This is a genomic window from Algoriphagus sp. (assembly GCF_029254265.1).
In the GTDB taxonomy this organism is placed as follows: Bacteria; Bacteroidota; Bacteroidia; order Cytophagales; family Cyclobacteriaceae; genus Algoriphagus.
This window is the reverse complement of the sequence record NZ_JAQWXX010000021.1, coordinates 1-25,847: the sequence shown is the minus strand read 5'-3', so window position 1 is coordinate 25,847 and position 25,847 is coordinate 1. Positions and strand designations below refer to the sequence as shown.

At 39.6% G+C, this 25,847-nt stretch carries 20 protein-coding genes; 10 read left to right on the top strand and 10 right to left on the bottom strand.

Annotated features, from left to right (window positions below):
- The first annotated feature begins 154 nt into the window (after window positions 1–154).
- Window positions 155–526 carry a four helix bundle protein gene (locus tag P8O16_RS02100; RefSeq protein WP_300310373.1) on the top strand — a complete coding sequence of 124 codons (372 nt, stop codon included), beginning with the start codon at window positions 155–157 and terminating at the stop codon, window positions 524–526.
- 80 nt (window positions 527–606) lie between these two features.
- Here the strand turns inward: P8O16_RS02100 and P8O16_RS02095 are convergent, their stop codons facing one another.
- Together P8O16_RS02095 and P8O16_RS02090 are read right to left on the bottom strand one after the other, a co-directional pair.
- Entirely contained in the window at window positions 607–1,683 is a 1,077-nt protein-coding gene (locus P8O16_RS02095; RefSeq protein ID WP_300310371.1) for an agmatine/peptidylarginine deiminase, read from the bottom strand.
- A 4-nt stretch (window positions 1,684–1,687) separates the two neighbouring features.
- Window positions 1,688–2,563, bottom strand: coding sequence for a carbon-nitrogen hydrolase (locus P8O16_RS02090; RefSeq protein WP_300310369.1), 876 nt, complete (start codon window positions 2,561–2,563; stop codon window positions 1,688–1,690).
- Between the two features lie 201 nt (window positions 2,564–2,764).
- Here P8O16_RS02090 and P8O16_RS02085 point away from each other — a divergent pair, with 201 nt between their 5' ends.
- The 4 genes from P8O16_RS02085 to P8O16_RS02070 all read left to right on the top strand — a co-directional run bounded on the left by P8O16_RS02085 (window position 2,765) and on the right by P8O16_RS02070 (window position 9,293).
- On the top strand, window positions 2,765–5,839 hold the full coding sequence (locus P8O16_RS02085) for a glycosyl hydrolase (protein WP_300310367.1): 3,075 nt from the start codon (window positions 2,765–2,767) through the stop codon (window positions 5,837–5,839).
- 213 nt (window positions 5,840–6,052) lie between these two features.
- Window positions 6,053–7,249, top strand: coding sequence for an esterase (locus tag P8O16_RS02080; protein WP_300310365.1), 1,197 nt, complete (start codon window positions 6,053–6,055; stop codon window positions 7,247–7,249).
- Between the two features lie 238 nt (window positions 7,250–7,487).
- Entirely contained in the window at window positions 7,488–7,937 is a 450-nt protein-coding gene (locus P8O16_RS02075) for a nuclear transport factor 2 family protein (RefSeq protein ID WP_300310363.1), read from the top strand.
- Window positions 7,938–8,009: 72 nt separating this feature from the next.
- Window positions 8,010–9,293, top strand: a complete 1,284-nt coding sequence (locus P8O16_RS02070; RefSeq protein WP_300310361.1) for an amidohydrolase family protein — start codon at window positions 8,010–8,012, stop codon at window positions 9,291–9,293.
- A 225-nt stretch (window positions 9,294–9,518) separates the two neighbouring features.
- On the opposite strand, the gene P8O16_RS02065 is transcribed toward P8O16_RS02070, so the two are convergent.
- Both P8O16_RS02065 and P8O16_RS02060 read right to left on the bottom strand, forming a co-directional pair.
- Entirely contained in the window at window positions 9,519–10,871 is a 1,353-nt protein-coding gene (locus P8O16_RS02065) for an amidohydrolase family protein (protein WP_300310359.1), read from the bottom strand.
- A gap of 177 nt (window positions 10,872–11,048) precedes the next feature.
- A complete protein-coding gene (locus P8O16_RS02060; protein ID WP_300310357.1) occupies window positions 11,049–12,278 on the bottom strand; it encodes an alpha/beta hydrolase-fold protein in 1,230 nt (409 codons plus the stop codon).
- A gap of 155 nt (window positions 12,279–12,433) precedes the next feature.
- Here P8O16_RS02060 and P8O16_RS02055 point away from each other — a divergent pair, with 155 nt between their 5' ends.
- Window positions 12,434–13,684 carry a sodium:proton antiporter gene (locus P8O16_RS02055; RefSeq protein ID WP_300310355.1) on the top strand — a complete coding sequence of 417 codons (1,251 nt, stop codon included), beginning with the start codon at window positions 12,434–12,436 and terminating at the stop codon, window positions 13,682–13,684.
- A 30-nt stretch (window positions 13,685–13,714) separates the two neighbouring features.
- Here the strand turns inward: P8O16_RS02055 and P8O16_RS02050 are convergent, their stop codons facing one another.
- From P8O16_RS02050 to P8O16_RS02040, 3 genes are read right to left on the bottom strand one after another with little or no spacing between them, the layout of a single operon-like run.
- On the bottom strand, window positions 13,715–14,113 hold the full coding sequence (locus tag P8O16_RS02050; protein WP_300310353.1) for a DUF1573 domain-containing protein: 399 nt from the start codon (window positions 14,111–14,113) through the stop codon (window positions 13,715–13,717).
- On the bottom strand, window positions 14,110–15,225 hold the full coding sequence (locus tag P8O16_RS02045) for a BF3164 family lipoprotein (RefSeq protein ID WP_300310351.1): 1,116 nt from the start codon (window positions 15,223–15,225) through the stop codon (window positions 14,110–14,112). Before P8O16_RS02045 ends, P8O16_RS02050 begins: the two co-directional genes overlap by 4 nt.
- A 58-nt stretch (window positions 15,226–15,283) precedes the next feature.
- The gene (locus P8O16_RS02040) at window positions 15,284–15,544 is read right to left on the bottom strand and encodes a hypothetical protein (protein ID WP_300310349.1); all 261 of its coding nucleotides are present in this window, start codon (window positions 15,542–15,544) and stop codon (window positions 15,284–15,286) included.
- A 473-nt stretch (window positions 15,545–16,017) separates the two neighbouring features.
- Between P8O16_RS02040 and P8O16_RS02035 the strand changes: the two genes are divergently transcribed.
- Entirely contained in the window at window positions 16,018–17,598 is a 1,581-nt protein-coding gene (locus P8O16_RS02035; RefSeq protein WP_300310347.1) for a serine hydrolase, read from the top strand.
- 90 nt (window positions 17,599–17,688) lie between these two features.
- Here P8O16_RS02035 and P8O16_RS02030 read toward each other — a convergent pair whose 3' ends face one another.
- On the bottom strand, window positions 17,689–18,354 hold the full coding sequence (locus P8O16_RS02030; RefSeq protein WP_300310345.1) for an FAD-binding oxidoreductase: 666 nt from the start codon (window positions 18,352–18,354) through the stop codon (window positions 17,689–17,691).
- Between the two features lie 155 nt (window positions 18,355–18,509).
- Between P8O16_RS02030 and P8O16_RS02025 the strand changes: the two genes are divergently transcribed.
- Window positions 18,510–19,421 (top strand): sugar phosphate isomerase/epimerase, encoded by a 912-nt coding sequence (locus P8O16_RS02025; RefSeq protein ID WP_300310343.1) that lies wholly within the window; start codon window positions 18,510–18,512, stop codon window positions 19,419–19,421.
- Between the two features lie 293 nt (window positions 19,422–19,714).
- Here P8O16_RS02025 and P8O16_RS02020 read toward each other — a convergent pair whose 3' ends face one another.
- Window positions 19,715–21,217 carry a hypothetical protein gene (locus tag P8O16_RS02020; RefSeq protein ID WP_300310341.1) on the bottom strand — a complete coding sequence of 501 codons (1,503 nt, stop codon included), beginning with the start codon at window positions 21,215–21,217 and terminating at the stop codon, window positions 19,715–19,717.
- A gap of 435 nt (window positions 21,218–21,652) precedes the next feature.
- On the bottom strand, window positions 21,653–22,921 hold the full coding sequence (gene fahA / locus P8O16_RS02015; RefSeq protein WP_300310339.1) for a fumarylacetoacetase: 1,269 nt from the start codon (window positions 22,919–22,921) through the stop codon (window positions 21,653–21,655).
- A gap of 233 nt (window positions 22,922–23,154) precedes the next feature.
- Between fahA and P8O16_RS02010 the strand changes: the two genes are divergently transcribed.
- The gene (locus tag P8O16_RS02010; protein WP_300310337.1) at window positions 23,155–25,035 is read left to right on the top strand and encodes a CocE/NonD family hydrolase; all 1,881 of its coding nucleotides are present in this window, start codon (window positions 23,155–23,157) and stop codon (window positions 25,033–25,035) included.
- Between the two features lie 93 nt (window positions 25,036–25,128).
- Window positions 25,129–25,722 (top strand): hypothetical protein, encoded by a 594-nt coding sequence (locus P8O16_RS02005; protein WP_300310335.1) that lies wholly within the window; start codon window positions 25,129–25,131, stop codon window positions 25,720–25,722.
- Window positions 25,723–25,847 lie beyond the last annotated feature (125 nt).

Here is a 25,847-nt window from a genome sequence, read left to right as displayed (position 1 = left end):
TCCAAGAGCTCAAAACTGTAGGTAAAGGCTATAGAACTTTTACCAACTTTAGAAGTGCAATCCTCTTTTTCCACGGAGGATTAAACTTATATCCCCACTAACTTAAGGGTAGAACCATTTTTTTTAATCAATTTCAAAACCTATTCTGAATTATATGGAGTTCAAAGACCTATTAGCCTTTAAAAAGGGATTTCAGCTTGCAATGAAAATCTATGAAGCTAGCAAATCGTTTCCTACAGAAGAAAAGTATTCATTGATTGATCAAATAAGAAGATCAAGTAGGTCAACCTGTGCAAATATTGGTGAGGGTTATCGAAAAAGAAAATATCCTGCTCATTTCATTTCAAAGCTTTCTGACGCAGATATGGAAAACACTGAAACTCAAGTCTGGATTGAATTTTCTTTTTCTTGTGGTTACATTTCAGAAAGTATTAAAACTGAATGGGACCGCGATTCAATCGAAATTGGAAAATTGATAGGTTATATGATGGCAAACCCAGAGAAATTCGGTTCAAAATCAATCTGATCTTTTCCTTCTTGTCTACTGCCCAATGTAATATTGCTCTTTGAGAAACTGCTTACTGCACACTGAAAACTGCAACCTGCCTACTGAATCGCCGGTTCCTGCTGACTTAAACAATGAAAGCTTCCCAATCCCCAAATGATATCCGTGCTATCGATACCTACAACTCTTCTGTTTGGGAAGCAATTCGTAAGAATATCCAAAGCCTTTTGGTCGTTTTTATCCCGGAAAGTAGGGACTATCAATGATTCATTTGCAATGTAGAAATTGGCATAAGATGCCGGAAGTCGCTGATCTTCATAGATTACAGGACTTGGCATCGGGAGTTCGACGATATTCAATTGCTTGCCATCTTCTAAGCGCATTTGCTTTAAGCGATCGAGATTCTCATGAAGCAAGTGGTGGTTTTCATCGGACTTATTTTCCTCCACCACAGTCACCACGGTATCCGAATTCACAAATCGCGTAATATCATCAATATGCCCATCGGTATCATCTCCGACGATGCCATCCCCTACCCAAAGAATGTGATTGACTCCATAATAATCACATAGGAATTTTTCAATCTGGGCCTGATTCAGATGTGGGTTTCTGTTTTCATTCAAAAGGCAAGCTTCAGAAGTCAAAAGCGTTCCTTTTCCATTGAATTCCACTGATCCACCTTCCATGACGATTCCCGGTCGAAAGCAAGGAATCCCAAGTTCAGCTGCTATTTTAATCGGAATCTGATTGTCCAAATCATGCGGAGGATATTTTTCACCCCAAGCATTGTATTCCCATTTCACCAAAACCTTCTTTTGTTCGGCTTTCGGATTGATCAGAAAAGCAGGCCCGTGATCTCGGCACCAAGCATCATTGGTTGGAAAAAAATGAAATCGAATCTGATCTAAATTTACTCCTGCTTTTTCCAAATGCCCCAGCGCAAAATTCTTCATCGCGGCATCGGCGACATTGATATTTACCTTTTGGCCTTTTGAAACCTCCTTTATAAAAAGAGAATATGGCGCATAAATAGTATCGATTTTACCCGGCCAAGATTCTTCCTTATGGGGCCAACTTAGCCACATAGATTCTTGCGGAGCAAATTCCGCGGGAAAATAATATCCTAATTCAGCCGGAGTCGCAGCACCGGTTTTTGCGAGTTCAAAAATAGTAGGCATATCCTTAGTCCTCGTCTAGGTAGCGCTTGGTAATCGGTGCATAAGAATCAATTCTTCTGTCACGAAGGAATGGCCAGTGCGTACGGTACCGATCCGAACCTGTCAGATCCAATTCTTCAACGTGTACTTCCTCTTCCAAATGAGGCGCTTTGTAAGTCACTCTACCAAAGGCATTAGAGACAAAACTTCCTCCCCAGAACTGCATTGGCCCCTCCACTCCTGTTCGGTTGACAGATACTACCGGAATTCCATTTGCTACCGAGTGTGAACGCTGAATGGTCTGCCAAGCATTGTATTGATCATCATTGGTTTGCTCATCTTGATGTAAAGCCCAGCCGATGGCTGTTGGGTAAACCAAAAAGTCAGCTCCTTTTAATGCAGTAATTCTTGCAGCTTCCGGATACCACTGATCCCAACAGATCAAGACTCCGATTTTTCCGAATTTGGTTGGGAATACTTTGTAGCCCAGATCACCAGGTGTGAAGTAAAACTTCTCAAAATATCCGGGATCGTCCGGAATATGCATTTTTCGGTATTTACCGAGATAGCTTCCATCCGCATCTAAAACTGCCGTGGTATTATGGTAAAGGCCTTCAGCTCTTTTCTCAAAAAGCGAAGCGACGATCACTACTCCGAGTTCCTTTGCCAAAGCTCCAAAAGTATCTGTCGAGGGCCCCGGGATGGCTTCAGCCAACTTGAAGTTTTCATAATCTTCAACATCACAAAAATAAAGGGAACGGAACAGCTCCTGAAGGACAACCACTTGAGCGCCTTGGGCAGCTACCTTGCGAACGCCCTCAATGGTTTTTTCAAGATTGCCTGCCACATCAGCAGAACAGCTTAACTGGACCAAGCCCACTTTTACAGTTTTATTTGCCACGATTGATTCGTTTTTGATTGAGGGGCAAAGATACTTCTTGATCAAGCAATCCCAAAACTTTGGATTTTAAAGTAAATCAACTTTTTCAAAAGCAATCTAAAAGAACCTTTACTACCAACCGCTCCTCAAAAAGTATTGGATGACTCCATTCATCTGCTTAAATTCCACTTTGTAACAAAATCACCAATTATAAAATCGAGCATGATAAAAATCAAATCACTTTTACTCTTGCTTTGCCTGAGTTTATACACTTTTGTCCATGGTCAGGAATTGACCAGCGAATTATTAAACGGATTACCGCTAAGGAACATTGGTCCCGCCACTATGAGTGGACGTATTGTTGATCTTGCTGTCGTTGAATCAGACCCTTATACTTTTTATGCTGCTACGGCAACAGGTGGTATTTGGAAAACCACCAATAATGGGGTCTCTTTTGAACCCGTTTTTGAAAAGGAAAATACCCACTCTGTCGGTGCCATTGCCGTAAATCAAAACCATCCCAATATTCTATGGGTGGGAACCGGCGAAAGAGCAAACAGACAAAGTAACTCTTGGGGTGATGGTGTCTACAAATCGCATGATGGCGGGAAGACTTGGCAAAATTTAGGTTTAAAAGACTCTCATCATATTGGCAGAATTGTGCTTCACCCAACGGATAGTCTTGTTGCCTATGTAGCGGCGATGGGTCATTTGTGGGGACCTAATGAAGAAAGAGGGTTGTATCACACAAAGGATGGTGGAAAAACTTGGGATCGACTGATCTATGTAGATGAGAACACGGGGGTTTCGGATGTCGCGATGGATCCTACTGATCCCAATATTTTGTACGCAGCTACCTACCAAAGAAGAAGAAAGCCATACGGTTTTCATGGCGGAGGCCCGGGTAGTGGACTTCATAAATCCACAGATGGAGGAAAGACTTGGGAAGAATTAAAAAACGGATTACCTGAAGGAGATTATGGCCGTATCGGAATCTCTATTTATCGCAACAATCCTGAGGTGGTATTTATTTCTTTGGAACAAGGCTACCAATACAATGCCTCTACCGCATATAACGAGCGAAGAGCTGGACTCTATCGTAGCAAAGACAAAGGGGAAAGCTGGGAATTGATGAGTGATTGGAATCCAAGACCAATGTATGCATCCCAGCCTTTGGTGGATCCAAGTGATGAATCCAGAATCTACATGATGAATCAGTATAGTTATTCCAGCGATAGCGGAAGAACTTTCACCGCTCCTAGGCAATCGCTTCATGGAGATGATCGGATTCTTTGGGTCAATCCGAAAGATTCCCGTCACGTGATCAAAGGAGATGATGGAGGAATAGGTATTTCTTATGACAGAGGGATCAAATGGCTCTTTGTAAGCAACTTACCGGTAAGCCAGTATTACCGCATATCGGTAGATAATGCTAAACCTTATAATGTATATGGCGGCTTGCAGGACAATGGAAGTTGGGTAGGACCAAGTGAAACCTATCGCTCCGATGGTATTTTGAACGAAGATTGGAGAAGGCTTGGAGGAGGTGATGGCTTTCTTAATCTGGTCGACCGAAATGATCCAGATGTTGTCTATACAGAATCTCAATATTTGGGACTTTCCAGACTTAATATGAAAACGGGGCAGCGACAAGACATTCGTCCTGGCGATCCAAAAGGCAGAATTAGCGCTAGAAGAAATTGGGATGCCTGGGGACCAGGAATTCCAGAACCGGAATTGGGAAATGCCATGGCTCCAGGTAACTGGGATGGTCCTTTCTTTTTATCCCATCATGATGCAAATACCATCTACGCAGGCACAAATGTGCTTTGGAAAAGTACAGATAATGGAGCTACATGGGTTTCCTTGGGCGATCTAACCACTAAAGTAAATCGACGGGAGCTTTTGATCATGGGACAAAGGCCAGACGAAAATACCGCCTCATTGGATGACGGGATTCCTTACTACCCAACTTTGACAGCAGTTGCTGAAGATCTTCACACACCTGGAATGCTATACGCTGGAACAGATGATGGCTTGCTACAAGTGTCTTGGGACGATGGACAAACCTGGAATGATGTCAGCAGCGCTTTAGTCGGACTTCCAAAAGAAACCTGGATCAATACCTTTGAACCTTCATCGCATACTGCTGGAACGGCTTATGTGGCCATCAATAATTATCGAAACGATGATTTCAATAATTACATCTATCGCACAGAAGATTATGGTAAGACCTGGAAATCCGTTGAAGGTGATTTACCTGCCAATCGCGTTGCAAGAACGTTAAGAGAAGATCCTAAAAACCCTAACTTGCTATACTTAGGTACAGAATTCGGTCTTTTTATTAGCAATGATAGAGGGGATCATTGGGTAGAATTAAAAAGCAACATGCCGACTCTTCCTTTCAATGATTTGGTAATCCATCCAAGAGATAATGATTTGATATTGGGAACACATGGTCGTGGAGTTTGGATTTTAGATCATGTAAACGCCCTGCAGGAAATGAGTCCTGCGATTTTGAAACAGCAAGCTGCTTTATTCTCAATCTCCGATGCTGAAATTATCAACTATATGAATGATGGTGCGCACACTGGAGACATGTACTATCGTGGTGAAAATCCTGCATTCGGTGCAGCAATTGATTATTACCTCAAAGACTCAGTGGCAAATGATGCAATCAAATTACGGATTTTTGATGCACAAGGCACGCTGGTTGATGAAGTGAAAGCAAGTGAAAAGGCTGGACTTCACCGAGTGATGTGGGAATTAAGATATCAAAATGAGCAAGCTGGAACCGGCAGATCTAGAATGAACGGTCCTTATGTTTTACCAGGTCTTTACACGGCTAAATTGGAGGTGAATGGAGAAACCTATGAGCAGAAATTCAAGGTAAGCGATGATCCAAGACTCGATGTTTCGCTAGATGTAAGAAAAGAGTGGACAGCTTCTCAAATGGAAGTCCTCTCCTTATCCTCGGAAGTTTCTAAAGATCGGGCTAGCATCGAAAAGTTAGCGAAACAACTGGATCAATTGGAAAAAGACAAGGTTTCATACGATAAGAGTGCCGCAGCTCCATTAAAAGGAATCAATGAGAAATACAACGAGCTATTCAGCAGAATTAGAACACTCTATTCTGAAATCGGTGACTATATCGGTCCTTGGTCACATGATCAGAAGGAACAGTACAATTATTACCTGTCGATGAAAGACAAGCTCAAAGTTGAAAGAGACCAAGTCATTAAAAATACAGTACCAAAAATCAATAAAGGGCTGAAAAAAGACAAGCAACTAAAATAGAATCATCGATTTGATAATTCTAAGTTCATAGACTTTCAAATTCCCAGAAAGTGAATACTTAAAAATAATAATCTAAATAGGTAATTATTTGAAAGGTTCGAGTCATTTGGCTCGAACCTTTTCTTTTTAGCGGAATCCTGAATAATAGATAAACACTAGGATTTTCATTCGCTTTTCTCTATTTTTCCACTTTGACACAATAGACCCTTAACCATGAACAAACATTTGCTTCTCAACCTATTATTCCTTTTTGCTTTGGTGTTTTCCTCCCAAGCTCAAGAGGCGCTCTTTCGAGCCCAAAACATAGTTTCTCCTGAAGTCCATGAAGATGGATCTGTCACTTTCAGACTTTTTGCTCCAAAAGCACAATCAGTAAAAGTCTCAGGAGACTTTTTGCCAAGCGTCAAAATGGAAACCCCGATGGGACAAATGGATGGACCTGGAAGTGCGGACCTAACCAAGGATGAAAATGGTGTTTGGTCATTTAAAAGCCAACCCCTAAAGTCTGAACTGTATGGCTATTCATTTTCCATTGATGGATTTACCACCACAGATCCAAGCAATCCTTTTCTGATTCGAGATGTGGCTTCTGTCACTAATATATTTATTGTAGGTAATGGGCAGGCAGATCTTTATCGTACTCAGGATATTCCTCACGGAACAGTAGCCCGTCGCTGGTATGAATCTCCGGGATTGGGGATGGACAGAAGAATTACCATCTATACTCCACCAGGATATGAAGATTCCACTGACAAATACCCGGTACTTTATCTTTTACATGGTGCAGGCGGAGACGAGGAAGCTTGGATTGCCCTAGGCCGTACAGCTCAAATCATGGATAATCTAATTGCTGAAGGAAAAGTAAAGCCAATGATTGTGGTGATGCCAAATGGTAATGTGATTCAAGATGGAGCTCCCGGGGAAGGAAGTCTAGGATTCTACAAACCACAGTTTATGATCCCAAAGACGATGGATGGCACTTATGAAGGTGCTTTCAAAGACATCATCAAATTTGTAGAAAGCAACTATCAGGTGAAAGCCGATAAGGCAAACCGTGCTATCGCCGGACTTTCTATGGGCGGATACCATTCCCTGCACATTTCTAGATATTACCCGAACACCTTTGACTATGTAGGCTTGTTTTCAGCGGCAATTATGGCACGGGAAGATGCTACGGGAAAGGTTTACAGTGATTTTGACAAAACTCTAAAAGCTCAAAAAGACAACGGATACAAACTCTACTGGATAGCCATCGGCAAAACGGATTTCCTTTACGAGGCTAATAAAGAATACCGAGCAAAACTGGACGGCATGGAAATGCCCTATGACTATGTAGAAAGTGAAGGTGGACATATTTGGAGAAACTGGAGAGTGTACCTCACTCAGTTTACTCCTTTGCTATTCCAATAATAAAAGCATTACCTATTGACCTATTTATTCCCATGAAGTGCAGTCCAATTTGGATTGCGCTTTTTTTAATTCCCTGTTTTGCCCATTTCATGTTGAAACTTATTAGGAAAAGAGCAAATAGCATTATGATGTACCCCCGAAAAGTTAGACTCTTTTTGATGGCACATCAAGCTTTACAGAAAATCGATAGCCAGAAAATTCCTTAAATTGATTCTCTTAACCCAAAACCTATCCACAAATGAAATCACTCAGCTGTCTGATCTCAATTTTCATCATCATGTCTTTTTCAGCTAAAGCCCAGCAATCCTGCATGACGGAGGAAAATATCAAGGCGTTAGATGCCAAATGGGAAGAGGCAAACTTAAATCCAGACCCTGAATTCATGGAATCACTATTAGCAGAGAAATTTATTTGGGTTCATAATCACTATTCTTCGGTTGATTCTAAAGAAACAGTTGTTGAAAGTAGAAAAAGACAAAAAGCCAACGGCGACAGTAATAATTATTCCAGAACTCAAAGTGATGTAAAAGTAGCGATAACAGGTAATACAGCAATCGTGACAGGATTTACTTATATCGACAGACCAGTTGACCCAACTAATTATCACTTTATGCGAACCTATGTGGAAATTGGTGGGAAATGCCTATTGGTAGGAAATCATACCATGGCTGTTCCTGAGGAGGAATAAAAGTTACCCAAGTAAATAATAGCGCAATGATTCTTCCCCAGTCATAACGGCTCTTTTTCACGAAAAAAATTTATGATGAAATATCGAATTATATTATCAGTTCTAACGATCATGTTTTCTCTTGGCTTAAATGCTCAGGTAAAAACAGCAATCATTTGTGGCAAACTTATAACCGCAGAAGATGATCAGGTTTACAATAATAAAGTCATTGTAATTGAAGGCGATAGGATTGTTGAAATTGGAAATAGGGATATTATAAAATCGGAGTACGAAATAATAGACTTATCTGAATATACCGTGCTTCCTGGCCTTATAGACGCACATGTTCACCCTTTAATCTATGGGGATGACTACCAAGTAAATCATATAAAAGGATCCTCGGCTTTTAATGCGCTAAGAGGACTAAAAACAGTTCAAAATTGGCTTAATGAAGGCTGGACTTCTATTAGGGTAGCAGGTGACGCAGACACTCAATATGCCCATTTTGAAATCAGAGATGCCATAAATTCCGGTTTATTTGATGGGCCGAGAATCTATGGAGCAGGACATTACCTTTCCGTAACTGGAGGTGGTGGCGACATTAATTTTTTATCACCTGACCAATCTGTAATAGCGGATGGGCTCGTGGTTGATGGCAAAGATGAAATCCTTAAGGCTATTCGGGAAGAGATCAAATATGGAAGTGACTGGATCAAGCTTTTGGTGACGGGAGCTTTTATGTCTGAAGGAGACAATCCTCAAAACGTCCAGTTTAGTGATGAGGAAATAATAACAGCAATGGAAGAAGCCAAAAGGAGAGGCGTGCCAGTAATGGCTCATGCCCATGCAACAGAAGGAATCAATAAAGCCATCAAATTTGGGGCAAGATCTATAGAGCACGGCACTTTTATGGATGACGAAAGTATTGATCTCTTTTTGGAATATGGTACCTATTTGATTCCCACTATCAGTGTCGGAGAATATGGACTGGAAAATTGGAAGGACAGTGAAGCTCAGTCCAAAATGTATGATTTAACAGTAAAACACAGACAAGAATCCTGGAAGATGTATTCGAAAGCGATTAAAAGAGGTGTTAAAGTCGGGGTAGGTTCTGACAATGTTGGGTTCCCTCCGAATTTCGCTGCCAATGAATTCAGATTGCTTGTTCAATTAGGAATGACACCTCTTCAAGCAATAATTGCAGGTACCAAAGTAAATGCAGAGCTTCTTATGAAGGAGGATGAAATTGGGAGCATCAAGGTTGGTAAGCTGGCAGATATTATAGCCACAAAAGAAAATCCTCTTGAAGATATTACGGAGTTAGCGAGGGTTGAATTTGTAATGAAAGGCGGGAAGGTCATCAAACCTATCAAATAGAATATGTATATCTGAAATTACACCAGTTGGTAAATTCCATTTGTTTTTTAGGCTGGAAGACGGATGACCGAAGACCGCAGTTTGCCAAAACTGAAATCAATCGGACTTTTAGGCCGTTAAATCAAGCTATTGGTAACAAATCGGATATCGGATAATCATAAAATAGAATATTAGAAGCCAAAATCTAAATATTAGGGAAATTGGAATTGATCCAGCGAATACCTATTAATTCTCCGGCCCCAATTTCCCTTTTGCGGCTTTCTTTAATTCAGCTGAAGAGTAAATTTCTCCACCTTTGACTACGGTATGAACTGACCGGGTTCGATTGATATCTTCCAATGGATTTCCTTTGATAATCATTACATCTCCCCATTTTCCAGGCGAAATACTTCCTGCCCGATCTGCAATCCCAAATGCTTCAGCATTTTGTTGAGTAGCAAAATATAGAACTTCGGCAGCAGGAATTCCGACTTCCACCATAGCAGCCATTTCTCTATGAATAAAGAAACCACCAATCCCTCCACCCAAATAATTATCCAATAAAAGTGGGCGGTCAGTTCCCACGGTAATCAATCCACCGGCGTCATAATAGCGCTTAAGAACACCTTGTTTCACTGGATAGATCAATGCACAAAGCTCATTGAAGGCTGATGGTTTTACATTCTTAATTACATTTTTGGTAAATGATGTGAAGTATTGATTTTCTTCTGCCCAGTCCTCAAAAATCGGTGAATCTATCAAACCGATAGCGCCATAAGTTCCAAGAGTAGCATCAAAATAAACTCCGTTTTTGATATACAATTGTATGATTTCTTCCAATCTGAGATCTGCTGGATCTAGGTCCTTTAGACTGTTATAGGCACTGGTAGTAGCCACTAACAAGTCTCCTCCCAAAAAATGTTCTACTCGATCAATCCCCATTTTGATCGCATCCTGAGGATTGACCGAGTTTTTGAATCCGGAATCCAAATGACCGGTTACAGTAAGGTTATGCTTATGCGCTTGGTCGATTAGAATTGCAAGATGCGCTTTTGTTATCCCTTTAGCTTTGAAACCATAAGCTCCTCTTTCAGCCCAATAATCTACCCGATCACGAATATCCTGCTCGGAAAATTCCGGATTCCAATCTGGTGCCGCAGAACCATAATAAGGTCCTGAATGAAGGATTCTTGGCCCTGTAAGATTACCAGCATCGATTTTTTGCTGCAAATCCCACATCTTTTCCGGTTCTATCTCTCCAGCCGGAAAAGTACTGGTAATCCCATTGGCAAGAAAAATTTTTGGCATAGCGACCGTATCATCAAAAGCTTTGCCTTCATAACTTACCCGATAATGGGCATGCAAATCGATTAAGCCCGGAAGCACATAATCTTCATCGCTAAGATTAAGCACTTCCCTATCGCTTGCCCCTTTCTCTTCTCCAAAAAGTCCATCTTCTATATAAATCCCAGAATTCTTCTGGAAACTTTTACTGGAAGTATCAAACACCCACCCTCCTTTGATCACTAGGTTTTGAGAGAAGGCTTGAAAACTTCCCAACACGAATAAAAGTGCGGCCAGAGAATAGTGCTTTTTCATTGAATTGGGAGTATTTGGATTGAAATTCAATTTTAAATATACAGATTTTCAACTTCGGAGAATTTGAATCCAAAGCTCCAAAAATTGCTTTCACAAAAATCCCAACCTAGGAATTTCACCTAATGTGAATTCTGGTAGGTTGGGCAAACCCAAAGCTGAGAGATGGCCTTTGGAAAATTACTTGATCATCAAAGTCAACTCTTCAATTCTGTTTTTATGATAATCACTTCCGCTGATCGCAAAGGCTTTTTTCACAAATTCCAAGGCGGTTTTTGGATCATCCTTTAACTCGTAATAATCTGCCATGGAATCGTACATATTGGCACTTTGTGGAAAATATTGGATTCCCTGCTCAAAGAACATTTTCGCTTTTTCCATTTGACCTCGATCCATACTCATGTAGCCTGACATAGTTATCAAATCTTCAGGGAAAGGTGGCTCGGGGTATCCAAAATGAGCCTCCAACTTTTCAGCTCTATAATTCATCAATTCCAGCAGCTCTTCAGTGGTTGTTTCAGGTATGTTGAACAATTCGACTCGTTCCATTTGAAACCATTCGAATAATGAAATCAAACCATTTCGAAGGGAAGGAAGCGGAACTGTACCGTGAAGATCTTTTGAGAAAAATTCCCAATCAAAGTCCAACCCAGTTTCTGAATTAGCTCTGATGAAATCGGAAAAGGCAATATTACTTCGAGCAAAAAGTGTGAATTCTGAATCATCCTGCATGACATTCTCCAAAGTCATCTCAGGCTTTTGCATATGCAATTGACCACTGAGCGAAACATATAATGATTTTCCTTCTAGGCTTTCTTTAGAAAAAACTTCTTTCGCCTGCTTTAGCATCAGCTGATCATCCCAATCCAAACTCGGATCAATGGCCAGATAATTTTCAAAAAGTGAAGGTTGGTTTAGTAGCGTATTAATCGCAAATAACCCACCGTAAGAATGCCCGATGAGTGTTCTATAATTCGTAACGGGATACTTATCTTCTATAAATGGGATTAACTCTTCCCCAATAAATTTTAGGAATGATGCTCCTCCCCCATTTGGTTCCCAACTGGGTTCTACAAGAGTTGGAGTCAAATCCCGACTTCTATTTTTGTGATTTGAAATTCCGATAAGGATCATATCTGGGATGAAACCTCCAGAGTAAAACTTCTGAGTGACGCTAAGTGCCGGCAACAAATTTTCCCCATCCAAAATGTAGGATACCGGATATTTTTTGTCACTCTCGGGATCAAATCCCTCTGGAAACTGCACATAAAATTCTCTGGACTCTTTCAGGACTTCGGAATAAACGGAGTCTTTTAAGCCTGTCTGGACCAAATACTGTGCTTTAGCTTCGCCAATAATTCCGAGTAAAATAGCAAGGCAAAGAAATGTTTTTTGATTGAGGTTGTACATACGTCTTGGAATATTAAGAAAATTTGAGGGTTTAGACTACATTTCCAGACTCAGCTTTTTAACTACGAAAAAATCTTACCCTGATTTTTTGATTATCAATTCTCCCAACTTTTATTAAATCGGTTGTATTTTGCCCAAAACCTCAAATCCATTCTATGAGCATTTTTAACATCATCTCAATCCTGATCATTCTATCAGCAGGTTTTGCTTTTATCAACACCAAATTCCTTAAGCTTCCCTTTACCATCGGGCTGATGATAATTGCGATTGTATTTACAGTGGGAATTACAATTCTAGGTAGTTTCAATCATTACATCTTAGATGAAGCCAAATTATTGATTCAATCAGTAGACTTCGAGACAGCACTCTTAGACGTCATGCTAAGCTTTTTACTCTTTGCAGGGGCTCTTCATACCAAATTAGATGCATTAAAAAAGCAAAAGGGACCAATTGCTTTATTTGCTACCATAGGAGTCGTACTGTCTACTTTTCTGATCGGTAGCATGATGTATTATCTTTTCTTGGCTTTTAACTATCCGATTGATTACATCTACTGTTTGCTTTTTGGAGCACTGATCTCCCCTACTGATCCAATCGCTGTTTTGGGAATTTTGAAAGATGCCAACGCTCCAAAGAAACTGGAAACCAAAATCGTGGGCGAGTCGCTTTTCAATGATGGAGTCGGAGTAGTTGTTTTTATTGTACTATTTAAAATCGCTCAGCAAGGCATAGACTCCATGAGTTTTGGGGATGTGGGCCTCTTATTTATCGAGGAAGTTATTGGAGGAATTGTCCTTGGATTGGTTGCTGGTTGGGGAGCTTTTCGATTGATGAAGGTGATCGACCACTACGAAACCGAAGTCATCATTACCCTAGCTCTAGTGATGGGGATTTCAGCTTTGGCACATTACCTCCATGTATCTGGGCCGCTTGCAGTGGTGGTTGCAGGTATTTTCCTTGGAAACAAAGCCCCAAAAATCGCATGGTCAGAAACTACGCATGTGTACGTAGACAAATTTTGGGAACTATTGGATGTTCTCTTGAATGCCATACTTTTTGTCTTGATCGGACTTGAATTATTGGTCATTTCGATGAATGGAGATTACCTGATTTTCGGATTGATTGCTATTCCTATTGCCCTATTTGCCAGATACATTGCCCTTGCCGGACCGGTCAAACTCTTTGAGAAAAAGTTGGATTTTATTCCAAAAACAAATTTGATTATGACTTGGGGCGGAATCCGAGGCGGGATTTCCATTGCCCTAGCACTCTCTTTAGAACCACAAATGGAGCGCGAGCTTTTCCTTACCGTCACTTATGTGATCGTGGTTTTCTCCATCATCGCACAGGGATTGACCATTGGTTCTTTGGTGAAACGGGTGCTGAGCAAGGAAAAGGTAAATTAAATCCAGCTTGATTTTTATCGGAATGCAGATTTATTCAAAAGGAACATAACCCATCACTTCTAACCTATCTGGACTTGTGATACTTGTTGAATACACCATAATTTCCTTCATAAAATAGCCTTTGTTTTCAATATTGTAGGTGACTTTAAAACTATCCTTTTCATAAGGTTTCAAAAAACCATCATTCCAAGCCGGAATCGTACATCCACAAGATGTTTTTATGTCATAAACTTTCAAATCTTTCTTGCCCAAGTTCCCATACACAAAATAAACATCTGCCTCTTCCTGAGTTGTTAAAGTGTCGAAGTCATACTTCTTGATTTCGAAAGAAATTTCCGGAACATAATTTTCCTCCAAAGCTCGCTTAATAAAAATGGAAATGATCGTTGAAAAAACGACGATGAAGATTAGAATAATCGATTTTTTCATTTTAACCAATCCTTTATCAATTGTGAAATATCAAATCGTAACACCAACTCATGAGTATAGTCTGTAGCATATAACTTCCCCTCCTTCTCATCAATATCAATAGAACTAAGGTCATGCTTCACAGTCAGATAAGCTTTAGGTCTTCCCTCCCAATCATATACCCGAATAAAGCTTTCATTTTCTTTATTTATTTCTGAGTTAACATTCCTTTTCATTTCTAATGCGAAGATGAGATTCTCACTTAAAGTCAATCCATTATACCCATCTATCCTTTCTTCAAAAAAATCTTTTGTGGGATCTATTTCCAAACCATCATAAAAATTATCTTTCCAATTCTCTCCATCCACTATAGTTTTAATCACTTTCAAGTTTTCATCAAAAATATCTATCCGATTAAACATAAACATGGCTTGTACAAACTTATCCTGCGATGGGTGTTTGTCGAAAGATCCTCCGTAAAGGCTATTCATGGTTTCCGCAGGTAAACGGGAATTGTTCTTAATGACGGGGAATAAACCTGATTTGGAAATCACTTTCCTTTCCAAATCATACGATTTTATTCTGACGCGATTTTGCTCATAGATCCAGCCATTTGCATAAATTTTATTGTTCCCCCCCATGAATAGCTGAAAATAAGGGAATATTTTCATGTCGATTCTCAACCTTCTGTCAACAATGGGATAGGCTGACCCAGATTTAAGGGTTTTAGTCAAGTTCATTAAGGAATAATTGCCACGCAAAAAATCGAAATACCAGAGCTTGATTCCCTCGTCCGTTTTCTCAAACTGACCCACGGTGGTTTGTGGGATTTCCCATTCATTTGGCCCTTCACCACGGACTCCAATAGGCCCTAGATAGGTGAGTTTATTTTTATGGTAAACATGGTAATGATTTTTTCCGCTGTTTACCATCGTCACTAAAAGAGTATCAACCACAAAAATTTTATGATGATGGTTGTAATCTTGGGTAAGTATTTCTTGGCCCTCTAGGGTCACCTTTTTCGGAAAATCACTCTTACTCACCTTTACCAAGATTTGAGCATTAGATTCGATAAGATTGAAATTGAAAAAGAACACCAGAACAAAACAGATATTATATTTATTTGAATTCATAAAAATCATATATTATAGTAAGCCGGCTTACTGTTGTAGTAGCCGGCATAAATCAAATTCATCCTCCCATTCCAGGAGAGGTACCACATGGTCCAACAGAACTACCCTGTCCTGTTAAAATTGCGCAATGGTCTACCTGACAAAAATTTGTTAAACCATTATCCCCACCCACATTATGGTGGCAATAATTCACATCCATCATTCCTGTTTCAGGAACTCCATCGCCGAACGATGTCAAAGGAGAAACTCCTAGAAGAACTCCAAATCCAGCAGCTAGCATCACTTTCGCTGCAAATCCGATTTTACTTTTTCCATTCATAATGTTTACTAGTTAAAGGTTGAAAATAGATTAAAATCACTCCGTTAGTTACTGTACTTCCAAAGTTTAACTAAAGAAAGAAAGAAAGAAAGAAGCAAATATTTTTAGAAAAAAAATTATTGTTAGTTATACTAACAAGATTCTGGTTATGAGAGATTTACAGAATACTGACTAATTTTAATTTCACAAATGCCCAAAACATAACTTGAGCCAAAATCAAAGCGAATATCTATTGCATTAGCACTTTCACTCGAACCCCAAATGGAGCGCGAACTTTTCCTGACTGTCACCTATGTAATCTTGGTTTTCTCTATCATCGCCCAAGGATTAACGATTGGGAATTTGGTAAAAAGGGTCTTAAGCAAGAATAATTATAGTTGATTTGGTCAAGTCAAAAGATGTTCTCAAATCACTTCTTTGCTTAGAATTAACTGATATATACTTACCTTAAAATGTCAGTCAAAAAAATGAATATGAAAATCGGTCACACATTTATTTCTACTCTTTGTCTAAGCATACTTCTTTTCTCTTGTTCTACTTCTGAAAAAGAAATAAAGTCAGAGCTTACACCAGTACAAATTTTTTCTTCGGATTACAAAGCTCCAGTTTTCAAAAATGACCAGCGCGCAGAAAAAATAAAAACGATTTCAAGCGACCTTCAGGAATTGATTGCGTCTTATTCGAAAGCAAATAATATCCCGGGAATAGCTTATGGTATTGTTGTAGATGGTGAATTAGTGATCTCATCTGCTGTTGGAGTTTTGGATATTAATAAACAAAGTCCTGTTACCACCTCTTCAGAATTCCGAATTGCCTCGATGACGAAAAGCTTCACCGCGATGGCAATTCTCAAGCTTAGAGATGAAGGAAAGCTTTCCCTCAATGATCCTGTATCCAAGTACATTCCAGAAATGGAAAACCATAGGTATTTGACCAAAGATTCCCCTATAATTAACATTGAAAATTTACTGACCATGACCGCTGGTTTCCCGGAAGATAATCCATGGGGAGATCGGCAACTTGACGAAACCAATCAAATGCTATTGGACTTGATCAGCGAAGGCTTAACTTCTTCCAATGTCCCTTCCTATACCTTTGAATACAGCAACACAGGTTATGCTATGCTGGGATATATTGTTTCTCAAGTTTCAGGAAAATCCTATCAGAAATATATCAAGGAAGAAATTCTCAATCCTTTGGGCATGACTCATACCTATTGGGAAGTAGATGAAGTGCCCTCCGAACAATTAGCAATTGGTTACCGATGGGAAGACGAAGAGTGGAAATTAGAACCCATGCTTCATGATGGTTCCTTTGGGTCAATGGGTGGTTTAATTACTTCCATAGAGGATTTCAGCAAGTATGTAAGCTTTCATCTTTCCGCTTGGCCTCCAAGAAATGATGAGGAAGCAGGACCATTAAAGAGAAGTTCATTGAGAGAAATGCACAGCCCGCAATTCCCTAGACTCAATACCAACGCAACCAATTACCTTGGAACCCCATGCCCAGTTGTGGCTGGTTATGGCTACGGTTTAGGTATCTCCCAAAACTGTGATGGTTTGAAATGGGTAGCACATGGAGGAGCGCTTCCAGGATTCGGGAGCAATTATGTATTTTATCCAGAGTATGGAATTGGAATCATGGCGTTTTGTAACCTGACCTATACGACCCCTTGGCAACTGAAGGAAATCGAAAAATTGATCTTTGATAAATTGGAATTAAAACCAAGAGAACTGCCTGTTTCATCCATTTTAGAAAAAAGGAAAGATCAGATTGTCGAAACTTTCCAAAAAGGGGAGAATGCTTTAATGGCCGAAATATTTGCCGAAAACTTCTTCTTGGATGAAAGCAGAGAACATAGAATTCAAGGAATATCAAAAGCTTTATCACAGGCTGGCCAAATAACTTCTGTGACTGAATTGGTTCCTCAAAATCAACTGCGAGGTACTTTTAGACTCAAAGGAGAAAATGGAGATGTCGCAATTTTCTTTACACTTACTCCTGAAAAAGATCCAAAAGTCCAGCAACTGGATTTTGTATTTGTAGAGGAATAAGGTAGAAATGTGATTCTAAAAGACTGCCAATATCAGACTTCGCAAACTTACTATGAAAGAAAAGAATTAGTCACAAACTAAAGGCAAGCACTACTTTTCAAAAGTAATAGCATCTGGATTTGCCCCTAACTTTTCTAGGATTTCACTGATAGCTTTTACCATAGGGTCAGGTCCACAAACGTAAAAATGCTGTGAAAAATCTTGCACATGCTTTTCTAGATAATCCTTGTCTATTCTTCCATTTTCATGGCCTGAAACCGTCTCCTTTTCTAAAATTGATATAAAATCTTCTCCTAGAATCTCCCTAAAATATCCTTCCAGGATCACATCATCCTTTGTTTTATTGGCAAAGAATAATCGGTTTCCCGCTAATTCGCCTTTTTCTTTCAGTGATTTTAAAATGGCAACAAAAGGTGTGATACCAGCTCCACCAGCAATGAAGATACCTTTGCCTTTGTATTGAATAGCTCCCCAAGGATCATTCACAATAAGCTCATCCCCTTCCACTAATTGATCCAGCTGATTGGTAACCCCATCATGATCCGTATAGGATTTGATCACAAATTCTAAATAATCATCTTCAGGCAAAGAGGTAAATGTGAATGGTCGCAATTCAGATTTCCATTCTTCTTTATTGATCGCCACTTCGGTTGCTTGACCAGGAACAAATGAATAACCATCTGGCTTCTCCATTTTGTATTGTTTTACATCATGAGTTAAGGTCTGTATATCAAGAATTTTTAAAGTATTTGGCATTTCATATTATAGTTTGATCTATTATAACAAACGAACTGGAGGGTATTTGTTCGATTAAATGCTGATTAGGTTAAATTCGAGAAGCATACAATTCCTTTGTAAGTTCCTAATTCTTCTATGATTTGGTTAACTTGTATCCTCTTAAAACAAACCTTATGAAAAAGTATTTCAATTTAACACTATCGCTGGTTTTTATAGCTGCTATAGGCTTTACAGCATGCGGCTCTAAAACCAGCACGGAAGAAAGTACCGAAAGCATGGAGGCAGTAGAAGCTCAATCCTCCTCTTTTGGAGGCCTAGCCCTTTACACACTTCGTGACTCTATGTCAAGTAATCCCAAAGCCACCCTTCAGGCCGTAGCGGATGCTGGATATGCTTACGTGGAAACAGCAAATTATGAAGACGGTAAATTTTATGGAATGGCACCTGCTGATTTCAAAGCTTACTTAGAATCCATTGGGCTTGCTGCAAAGAGCGCTCATATGGGCATGGTCAATATGGAAAATGCAGATCAATTAATTGCAGATGCAAAAGCTGCAGGAATCAGTTATTTCGTAATTCCAGTTCCTCCAATGGGCATGTTTACCTCTGGAAAAGATGGCATGGGCATGAAGGGCACCGCTGCAGAATTAGCAACTATCTTGGACAGCCTTGGTGAAAAATGTTCTGCAGCTGGATTGAAGTTATTGTATCACAACCATGATTTCGAATTCAAGCCAATGGCAGATGGTACCGTTATGGTAGATTACCTTTTAGAAAATTGCAACCCAGCAAATGTGAACTTTCAAATGGACTTATTCTGGGTAACCAAAGCTGGAGTTGATCCTTTGGCTTACTTCGAAAAATATCCTGGAAGATTCAAAGCATGGCATGTAAAAGACATGAATGCTGAAGGAAATTTTGCTCCGGTTGGAACTGGCTCGATTGATTTCAGAAGAATTTTGGCAGAAAAAGCCAAGTCAGGAATGGAATATTACTTGGTAGAGCAAGATCAGACATTTGGTCTTGACCCAATGGAAGCAATCAAAATCAGTCACGCTGGCTTGAAAGAATTAGGTTTTAACTAAGTCAAAAGAATAATTCTTGATACCTGAAAGCCAATCGTTTTATCGATTGGCTTTTTTATTTCTCTTTGGGACAAAAGTCCTAGTAATTAATTTGATAGACCACGAAATTACTTTCTATGAGCAATACATCTATCTACATCATAGTCGGGATAGTTATTCTACATTTTGTAGTGGGCATCGGCTATTTACTTTACAAGATCTTTGGCAAAGACGAGGGTAAATAATCACTTAGAAATAAAAAAACCACTTTCAGATTATCTGAAGTGGTTTTCAAAAGTTTTAGAATTAAACTTCTAAAGCAAAAGAGTCAAATTTCGATGCGTAGGATTTTTACCGACCCAGTTATATCCATTAGTCGTACGAGCCCAAGCTACTAAGACAAAACTATATGCACAGGATTGAGGAGGTCTCCAGTTGCCCGTAGGAGGAATAGATCGGTTGACAAATCCCTGCCAATTCCCCATTGAAGGGGTATAAGTCTCATTGAAGATCGTTGCACTTTGATTGTCTCCATAAGTCGCATAAAATGAAACTGCCCTCAAATTTCCTTCAGGATCATTTGCCGTTAATCGAAAATTCAATCCATCCGGGGCTGCACCGATATTCTCAATCGCACAGGCTGAAACTTCATTGGATCCATGTCTAATACTTTCTATGATCGTTGAAGGAAGATGATTATCGATTAAGAGACGAATTGTCTGAGAATCCTGTGGCTGATCTATGAATCCTACTCGTTTGTAGAAAGTAACCTTGATTTGATACAAACCTGGCAGTAAAGCAGTAGTTGGAAACTGAATCAAAAGGTCATCTATCGAATAATCCGAAGTTGGATTTGGTAGCTCATAAAATCCCAAAGAAGAGGCGGAAAAAGACTCTAGCAGATAAGTGGACCCATTCCATCGATAGTTGGACCAATTGGAAATCAGCCTTGAAAACGACGCGCCTGGACCAGCTATCTCTACCCGATATTTCCGGACATTAGCATTATAGAGGTTTTGTAGTTTATTTCTATTTCCAATAAGATTTAAGGTTCCTCCAAAAGCGGCATTGTCCACCTTAAGAAAATATCCTGGATCAGTAGTGGCTCTTCCTGTTGCATCTATTTTGGTCGTTGGAATAAATCCTACACTTCCAATCAATGGACCCAATAAGGAAGGTGAAATCACTGGTTTTCTGGAGAGAATTAGCTGTCTTAGTTTTGTAAAATCCCTATAAAAATTACCAGGAAAATCAGTGGTAAATGCAGGTCTGCTAGATCTAACACGAAATCCAAAATAAGTATATGGAGTACTCAAAGGCCAGGAGAGCGCTACATTAATTTCTTTCAAATCAATCCGAAACTTCCAGATTCGGTGTGAGGTGCTGGAATTTGGACTTGGGCCAAACTCCTGAACGACCTCTGAATCCGAAGGGTCAGACAGTAAGCCAGTCCATTTTCCTGGTCCGAGGTATTTTTGAATCCCAAGCTTGTTGGGTTTCCCAGGATACAAACCATAATTGATATCCTGATTTGCGGTGATCGCACGATCCCTGTTGGTATCGAAACTTAGCCAAAAATAATCGTTGGTACTGGGGTCGTTTCCAGTGTCGTCCACGACATCCAGCGCCAGATACAAAAATCTGGCATCGTTCTTTGCGAGAACAAAACCTCGTGTAAACTTCAATGATCCAGCATTTTCCCAATCTCCGCTATTTAAAGGAGCATTAAGATCAATGGGATTGATTGCCCACTCACTTTTAAGAGGAAATGCGAAAAGAAGTGGTGTAGTGATGGTTAAATTTTTAAGCTTAGCCATGTTTTATTGGGTTGAATTAAAAAGAAAACTATAAACAGAAATCTCCTGAAAAAATGGAGACAAAAACCTAATCCCTTGAAAGGGAACCGAAACAACTTAGTCTAACTAAGTATATGTTTTTGAAAATCAACTACTTAAATATAATAATTCAAAGTTAAAAAATCACTTTCCCTGATATTTTTTTAAAAAAAGTGTGGATTTTTGGAAAAACAAGTTCTATTTAAAGGTATTTATGATTACACATAATAATCCTGATGAACTAATTTTACTTGCTTTTCTGGAAACCAAATACCTGAAGGCAAGGATGATTGATGTAGATCAACTTCAGATTTTATACTACTTTTTTAGGAAATTTCCATAGAGAATAATAAAAACGGATTTCAAAAAAAAAGCCTTGAGATTCTTTCCCAAGGCTATTTATCGTTTGTATTCGATTTATTTAGCAGGTAAAACTTTGGCACTTACTTCCCCAAAGCCAACTCGGATTCCATCCTTTTCACCAAAGCCTTTCATAATCACCGTATCTCCATCTTCAATAAACTTTCGCTCCTCTCCTGAATCTAATTTCACAGGTTTGGTTCCTTTCCAAGACAATTCCAGCATAGAACCGTAGGAATTCTCATCTTTTCCGGAAATGGTACCAGAAGCCATCATATCCCCGACATTAATATTACAGCCATTCACAGTATGGTGTGCCAATTGTTGAGCGACATTCCAATACATATATTTGAAATTTGAACTTGCAATTTTTGATGGTTTCTGTCCTTCAGGCTGAATATAGACCTCCAATTTCAGATCAAAATTTCCTGGTTTTTCACATTTCAGATAGTCTAAAACTTCGGGCTCTTGAACTGGCCCTTCGGTTCGGAACTGTTCCAAAGCTTCAATAGTCACTACCCAAGGTGAAATAGATGAGGCAAAACTTTTACCCAAAAAAGGACCTAATGGCACATATTCCCAAGCTTGAATATCGCGAGCCGACCAATCATTGAATAATACGAATCCAAAAATGTAATCCTCTGCTTCGGCGGTAGAGATAGAATCTCCAAGTTTGGTCTGTTTACCTGTAATAAATGCCAGCTCTAACTCAAAATCCAATCTTCTACTCGGACCAAATGCAGGAGCCTCAATATCAGGATCTTTAAATTGTCCTTTTGGTCTATGAATCGGTACACCTGAAGGGATTATTGAAGAAGCTCTTCCATGATATCCTACCGGCAGATGTTTCCAGTTTGGCAACAAGGCATTCTCCGGATCCCGAAACATCTTCCCAACATTGGTAGCATGCTCGATACTACTGTAAAAATCGGTATAATCTCCAATTTTGACAGGTAAAAGCATTTCAGCCTCCCTTCTATTGACCATTACTTTTCCACGAATTGAATGATCTCGAAGTTCTTCATTATCAGCCAAAAGTAATTGCTGTACTCGTTCCCGGATTTTTCTGGTTTGCACTTTACCCAAGGCAATCAAGTCATTGAGGAATTCATTTAGAAAAATCCCTTCTGTCAAAAATAAATTGCCAAAAAAGCCTTCTTGATCTAAAACGCTTAAATCAACGATCTTGTCACCTATAGCAATCCCCACTCTTGGACTAAGTTTTTTGTTTTTAAAAACTCCAAACGGCAGGTTGTAGATGGTAAAATCTGAATTCTTGGGAACTTCCACCCAAGTACTAAGGGTGTTGGTAGGACTATCGCTCATGTGTAGCTAATCTTTGGAGTCGCAAATTTAGGACTTCAAAAGGAAAACAAAAGGATTAACTGAAAAGAGCTTGAATTCAATTCCAAAATAAGCTTGATATTTTTCTAAGGAATCCAGAAAATACTAGCACACATTACCCAAAGCCATTTAACGTCTTCTTTTTCCGTTCCTAAAAAAAAATAGATAAAGTTGACCATGATGATTAACTTAAACTAAAATCCAATTTCTTCTCTATGAAAAATAATTTGAAAATCTCAGTCTTTTTACTCCTGAGTTTATTTTGCTTTTCCGCTTGGGCTCAGGAAAAATCTATTCTTGAAAAACTAGATGAGGTAGCAATCATTGACCAGAAAGTCATGATGCCGATGCGGGATGGAGTGCGCTTGGCCACAGATATTTACCGTCCAAAAGGAGACGGGAAATACCCAATTGTATTTAGCAGAACTCCCTACAATTTTAACACTTGGGGGAATGGTGAGATGAACACCCGAACCATGCAGACTGCACTATCTTGGGTTGAAAAAGGCTACGCTTATGTAGTTCAAAACGAAAGAGGAAGATACTTTTCTGAAGGCGAATGGGATATTCTAGGAGTTCCATTGACTGATGGCTACGATGCGATTGACTGGATGTCCAAGCAGAACTGGTCCAATGGTAAAGTTGGAACTTTAGGTTGCTCCTCTACCGCTGAGTGGCAAATGGCCGTTGCTTCGCTGGATCATCCTGCTTTGGCAGCATTAGTACCGCAAGGCTATGGAGCAGGAGTCGGTAAAATCGGCGACTTCTGGGAGCAAGGAAACTGGTACCGAGGAGGTGCCGGGCAGATGCTTTTCACTAACTGGTTATATAGCGTGCAGCATGACCCGATGGCTCCTAAGCTACCAAAAGGAATCGGGCAGGAAGATTTACTAAGACTTCAGCGATTTTATGACATGTCGCCTGAGTACCCAAGAATTGATTCGAAAGCAGCATTAAGTCATCTCCCTGTTCAAGACATCATCAAGGCTGCCAATGGACCAAAAGGAATCTATGAAGAAATGATTACCCGAAAACCAAATGACCCGAAATGGTTTAATGGAGGGTTATTCCACGATGAGCAACCCTTTGATAAGCCAAGCTTTTGGTTTGTTTCTTGGTTTGATGTTTCGGCAGGTCCAAATATTGCATTATATAATCACGTGAGAGAAAATGCCGTTTCTGAAATGGCAAGAAACAATCAGTATTTGGTAATAGCTCCAGTCCTTCATTGTTCTTATACACGCGCTACAGAAGACACCAAAGTGGGTGATTTAAGTGTAGGTGATGCCAGACTAAACTATGATGAGATGATCACAGCATGGTTTGATAAGTGGCTTAAAGGCGAATCTCCAGAATTAGTGACTGAAATGCCAAAAGTCCAGTATTATACCATGGGATCAAATGAATGGAAAAGCTCCGATGTTTGGCCACCGGCTGAAGCAGTGATGACTACCATGTATCTGGACTCCGATGGCAATGCAAATACCCGACTGGGAAGCGGAAAACTGACTCCTAAAAAGCCTAGAAAAGATAATCCTGACACTTTCAAATACGACCCAATGACTCCAGTTGAATCTTATGGCGGAAATGTCTGCTGTACCGGAAACGCTGTAACAGGTGGATCATTTGACCAAAGTGAAATGGAAATGCGGGATGATATCTTGGTGTACACATCCGATGTATTGGAAGAGGGCGTAGAAGTATCCGGCTTTATTGAATCATACCTTTATTTATCTTCAGATGCCAAGGATACTGATATCACCATCAAACTGATAGATGTACATCCAGATGGCAAAGCTTACAATCTAGATGAAACTATCCAGCGAGTTCGCTATCGTGAAGGTTATGATAAAGAAGTCTGGATGGAAGACGGAATGGTCTATGAAGTGAAAATGACACCTATGAGTACATCCAATTACTTTGGGAAAGGCCATCAAATCCGAATCGAAGTCAGCAGCTCCAACTTCCCTCGCTTCGATCGAAATATGAATACTGGGGGAAATACTTATGATGAAACCGAGGGAGTCATAGCAACGAATTCCATTCATCACGGCGGAAAGAACTTAAGTAGAATCGTATTGCCGATGGTTAAATAATATGTATATATGAAATTCTGCCATTTACCTTAATTTCCCTAAACAAACCGAAAGGTGGCCTTAAATGTAATTTTCATATAAACCTCTAATTTGATGTTTTGGCAGTATTTCTTGGTATTTCTTGGTGCGTTAGTTTTTTATATAGTTCCGTTTCCATTCCCTCCAGCGTTTACGATCATGGTCTTTTTACAGATTGTATTCAATCTAAATGTGTGGTGGGTAATCATAATTGGTGTAGCCGGCTCTGTTTTGGGCAGGTATATTTTGCTATTGTATGCTCCGGTTTTGGCCAGCAAATACCTCAAAGAATCCAAGAATAATGATATTCAGATTCTAGGTGAAAAAATGAAGCAAAATAAGTGGCAAGGACAGCTACTTGTGCTTACTTACTCCTTGCTTCCACTTCCTACCACTCCCCTCTTTCTGGGAGCTGGCATCTCCAAACTGAATCCCATTTACATTATTCCGGCATTTCTCGTTGGTAAGTTTGTGAGCGACACTGTCGCTATCATAGCAGGGGCTTATGCAATGGCAAATGCGCGTTATATTATCGAAAACGCCTTCTCTTGGCAATCCTTCCTGAGTTTTATTTTGGGTTTATTCTTCCTTTTCTGTTTGTTTTTTATCGACTGGCGAACCTTAATCCAATCCAAGAAGCTCGTGTTTAATTTTAAAATCCTTAAGTAAATTCTTTTATAGAGGTGTCCTTTTAATTGCATATATTTATAGCTTTTCAAACGCTCAAAATGGATATATTTAAAGGTCAAGGAGTCATAGAGTTCAGTAAAAGCTTCCAAACTGAACTTGACTGC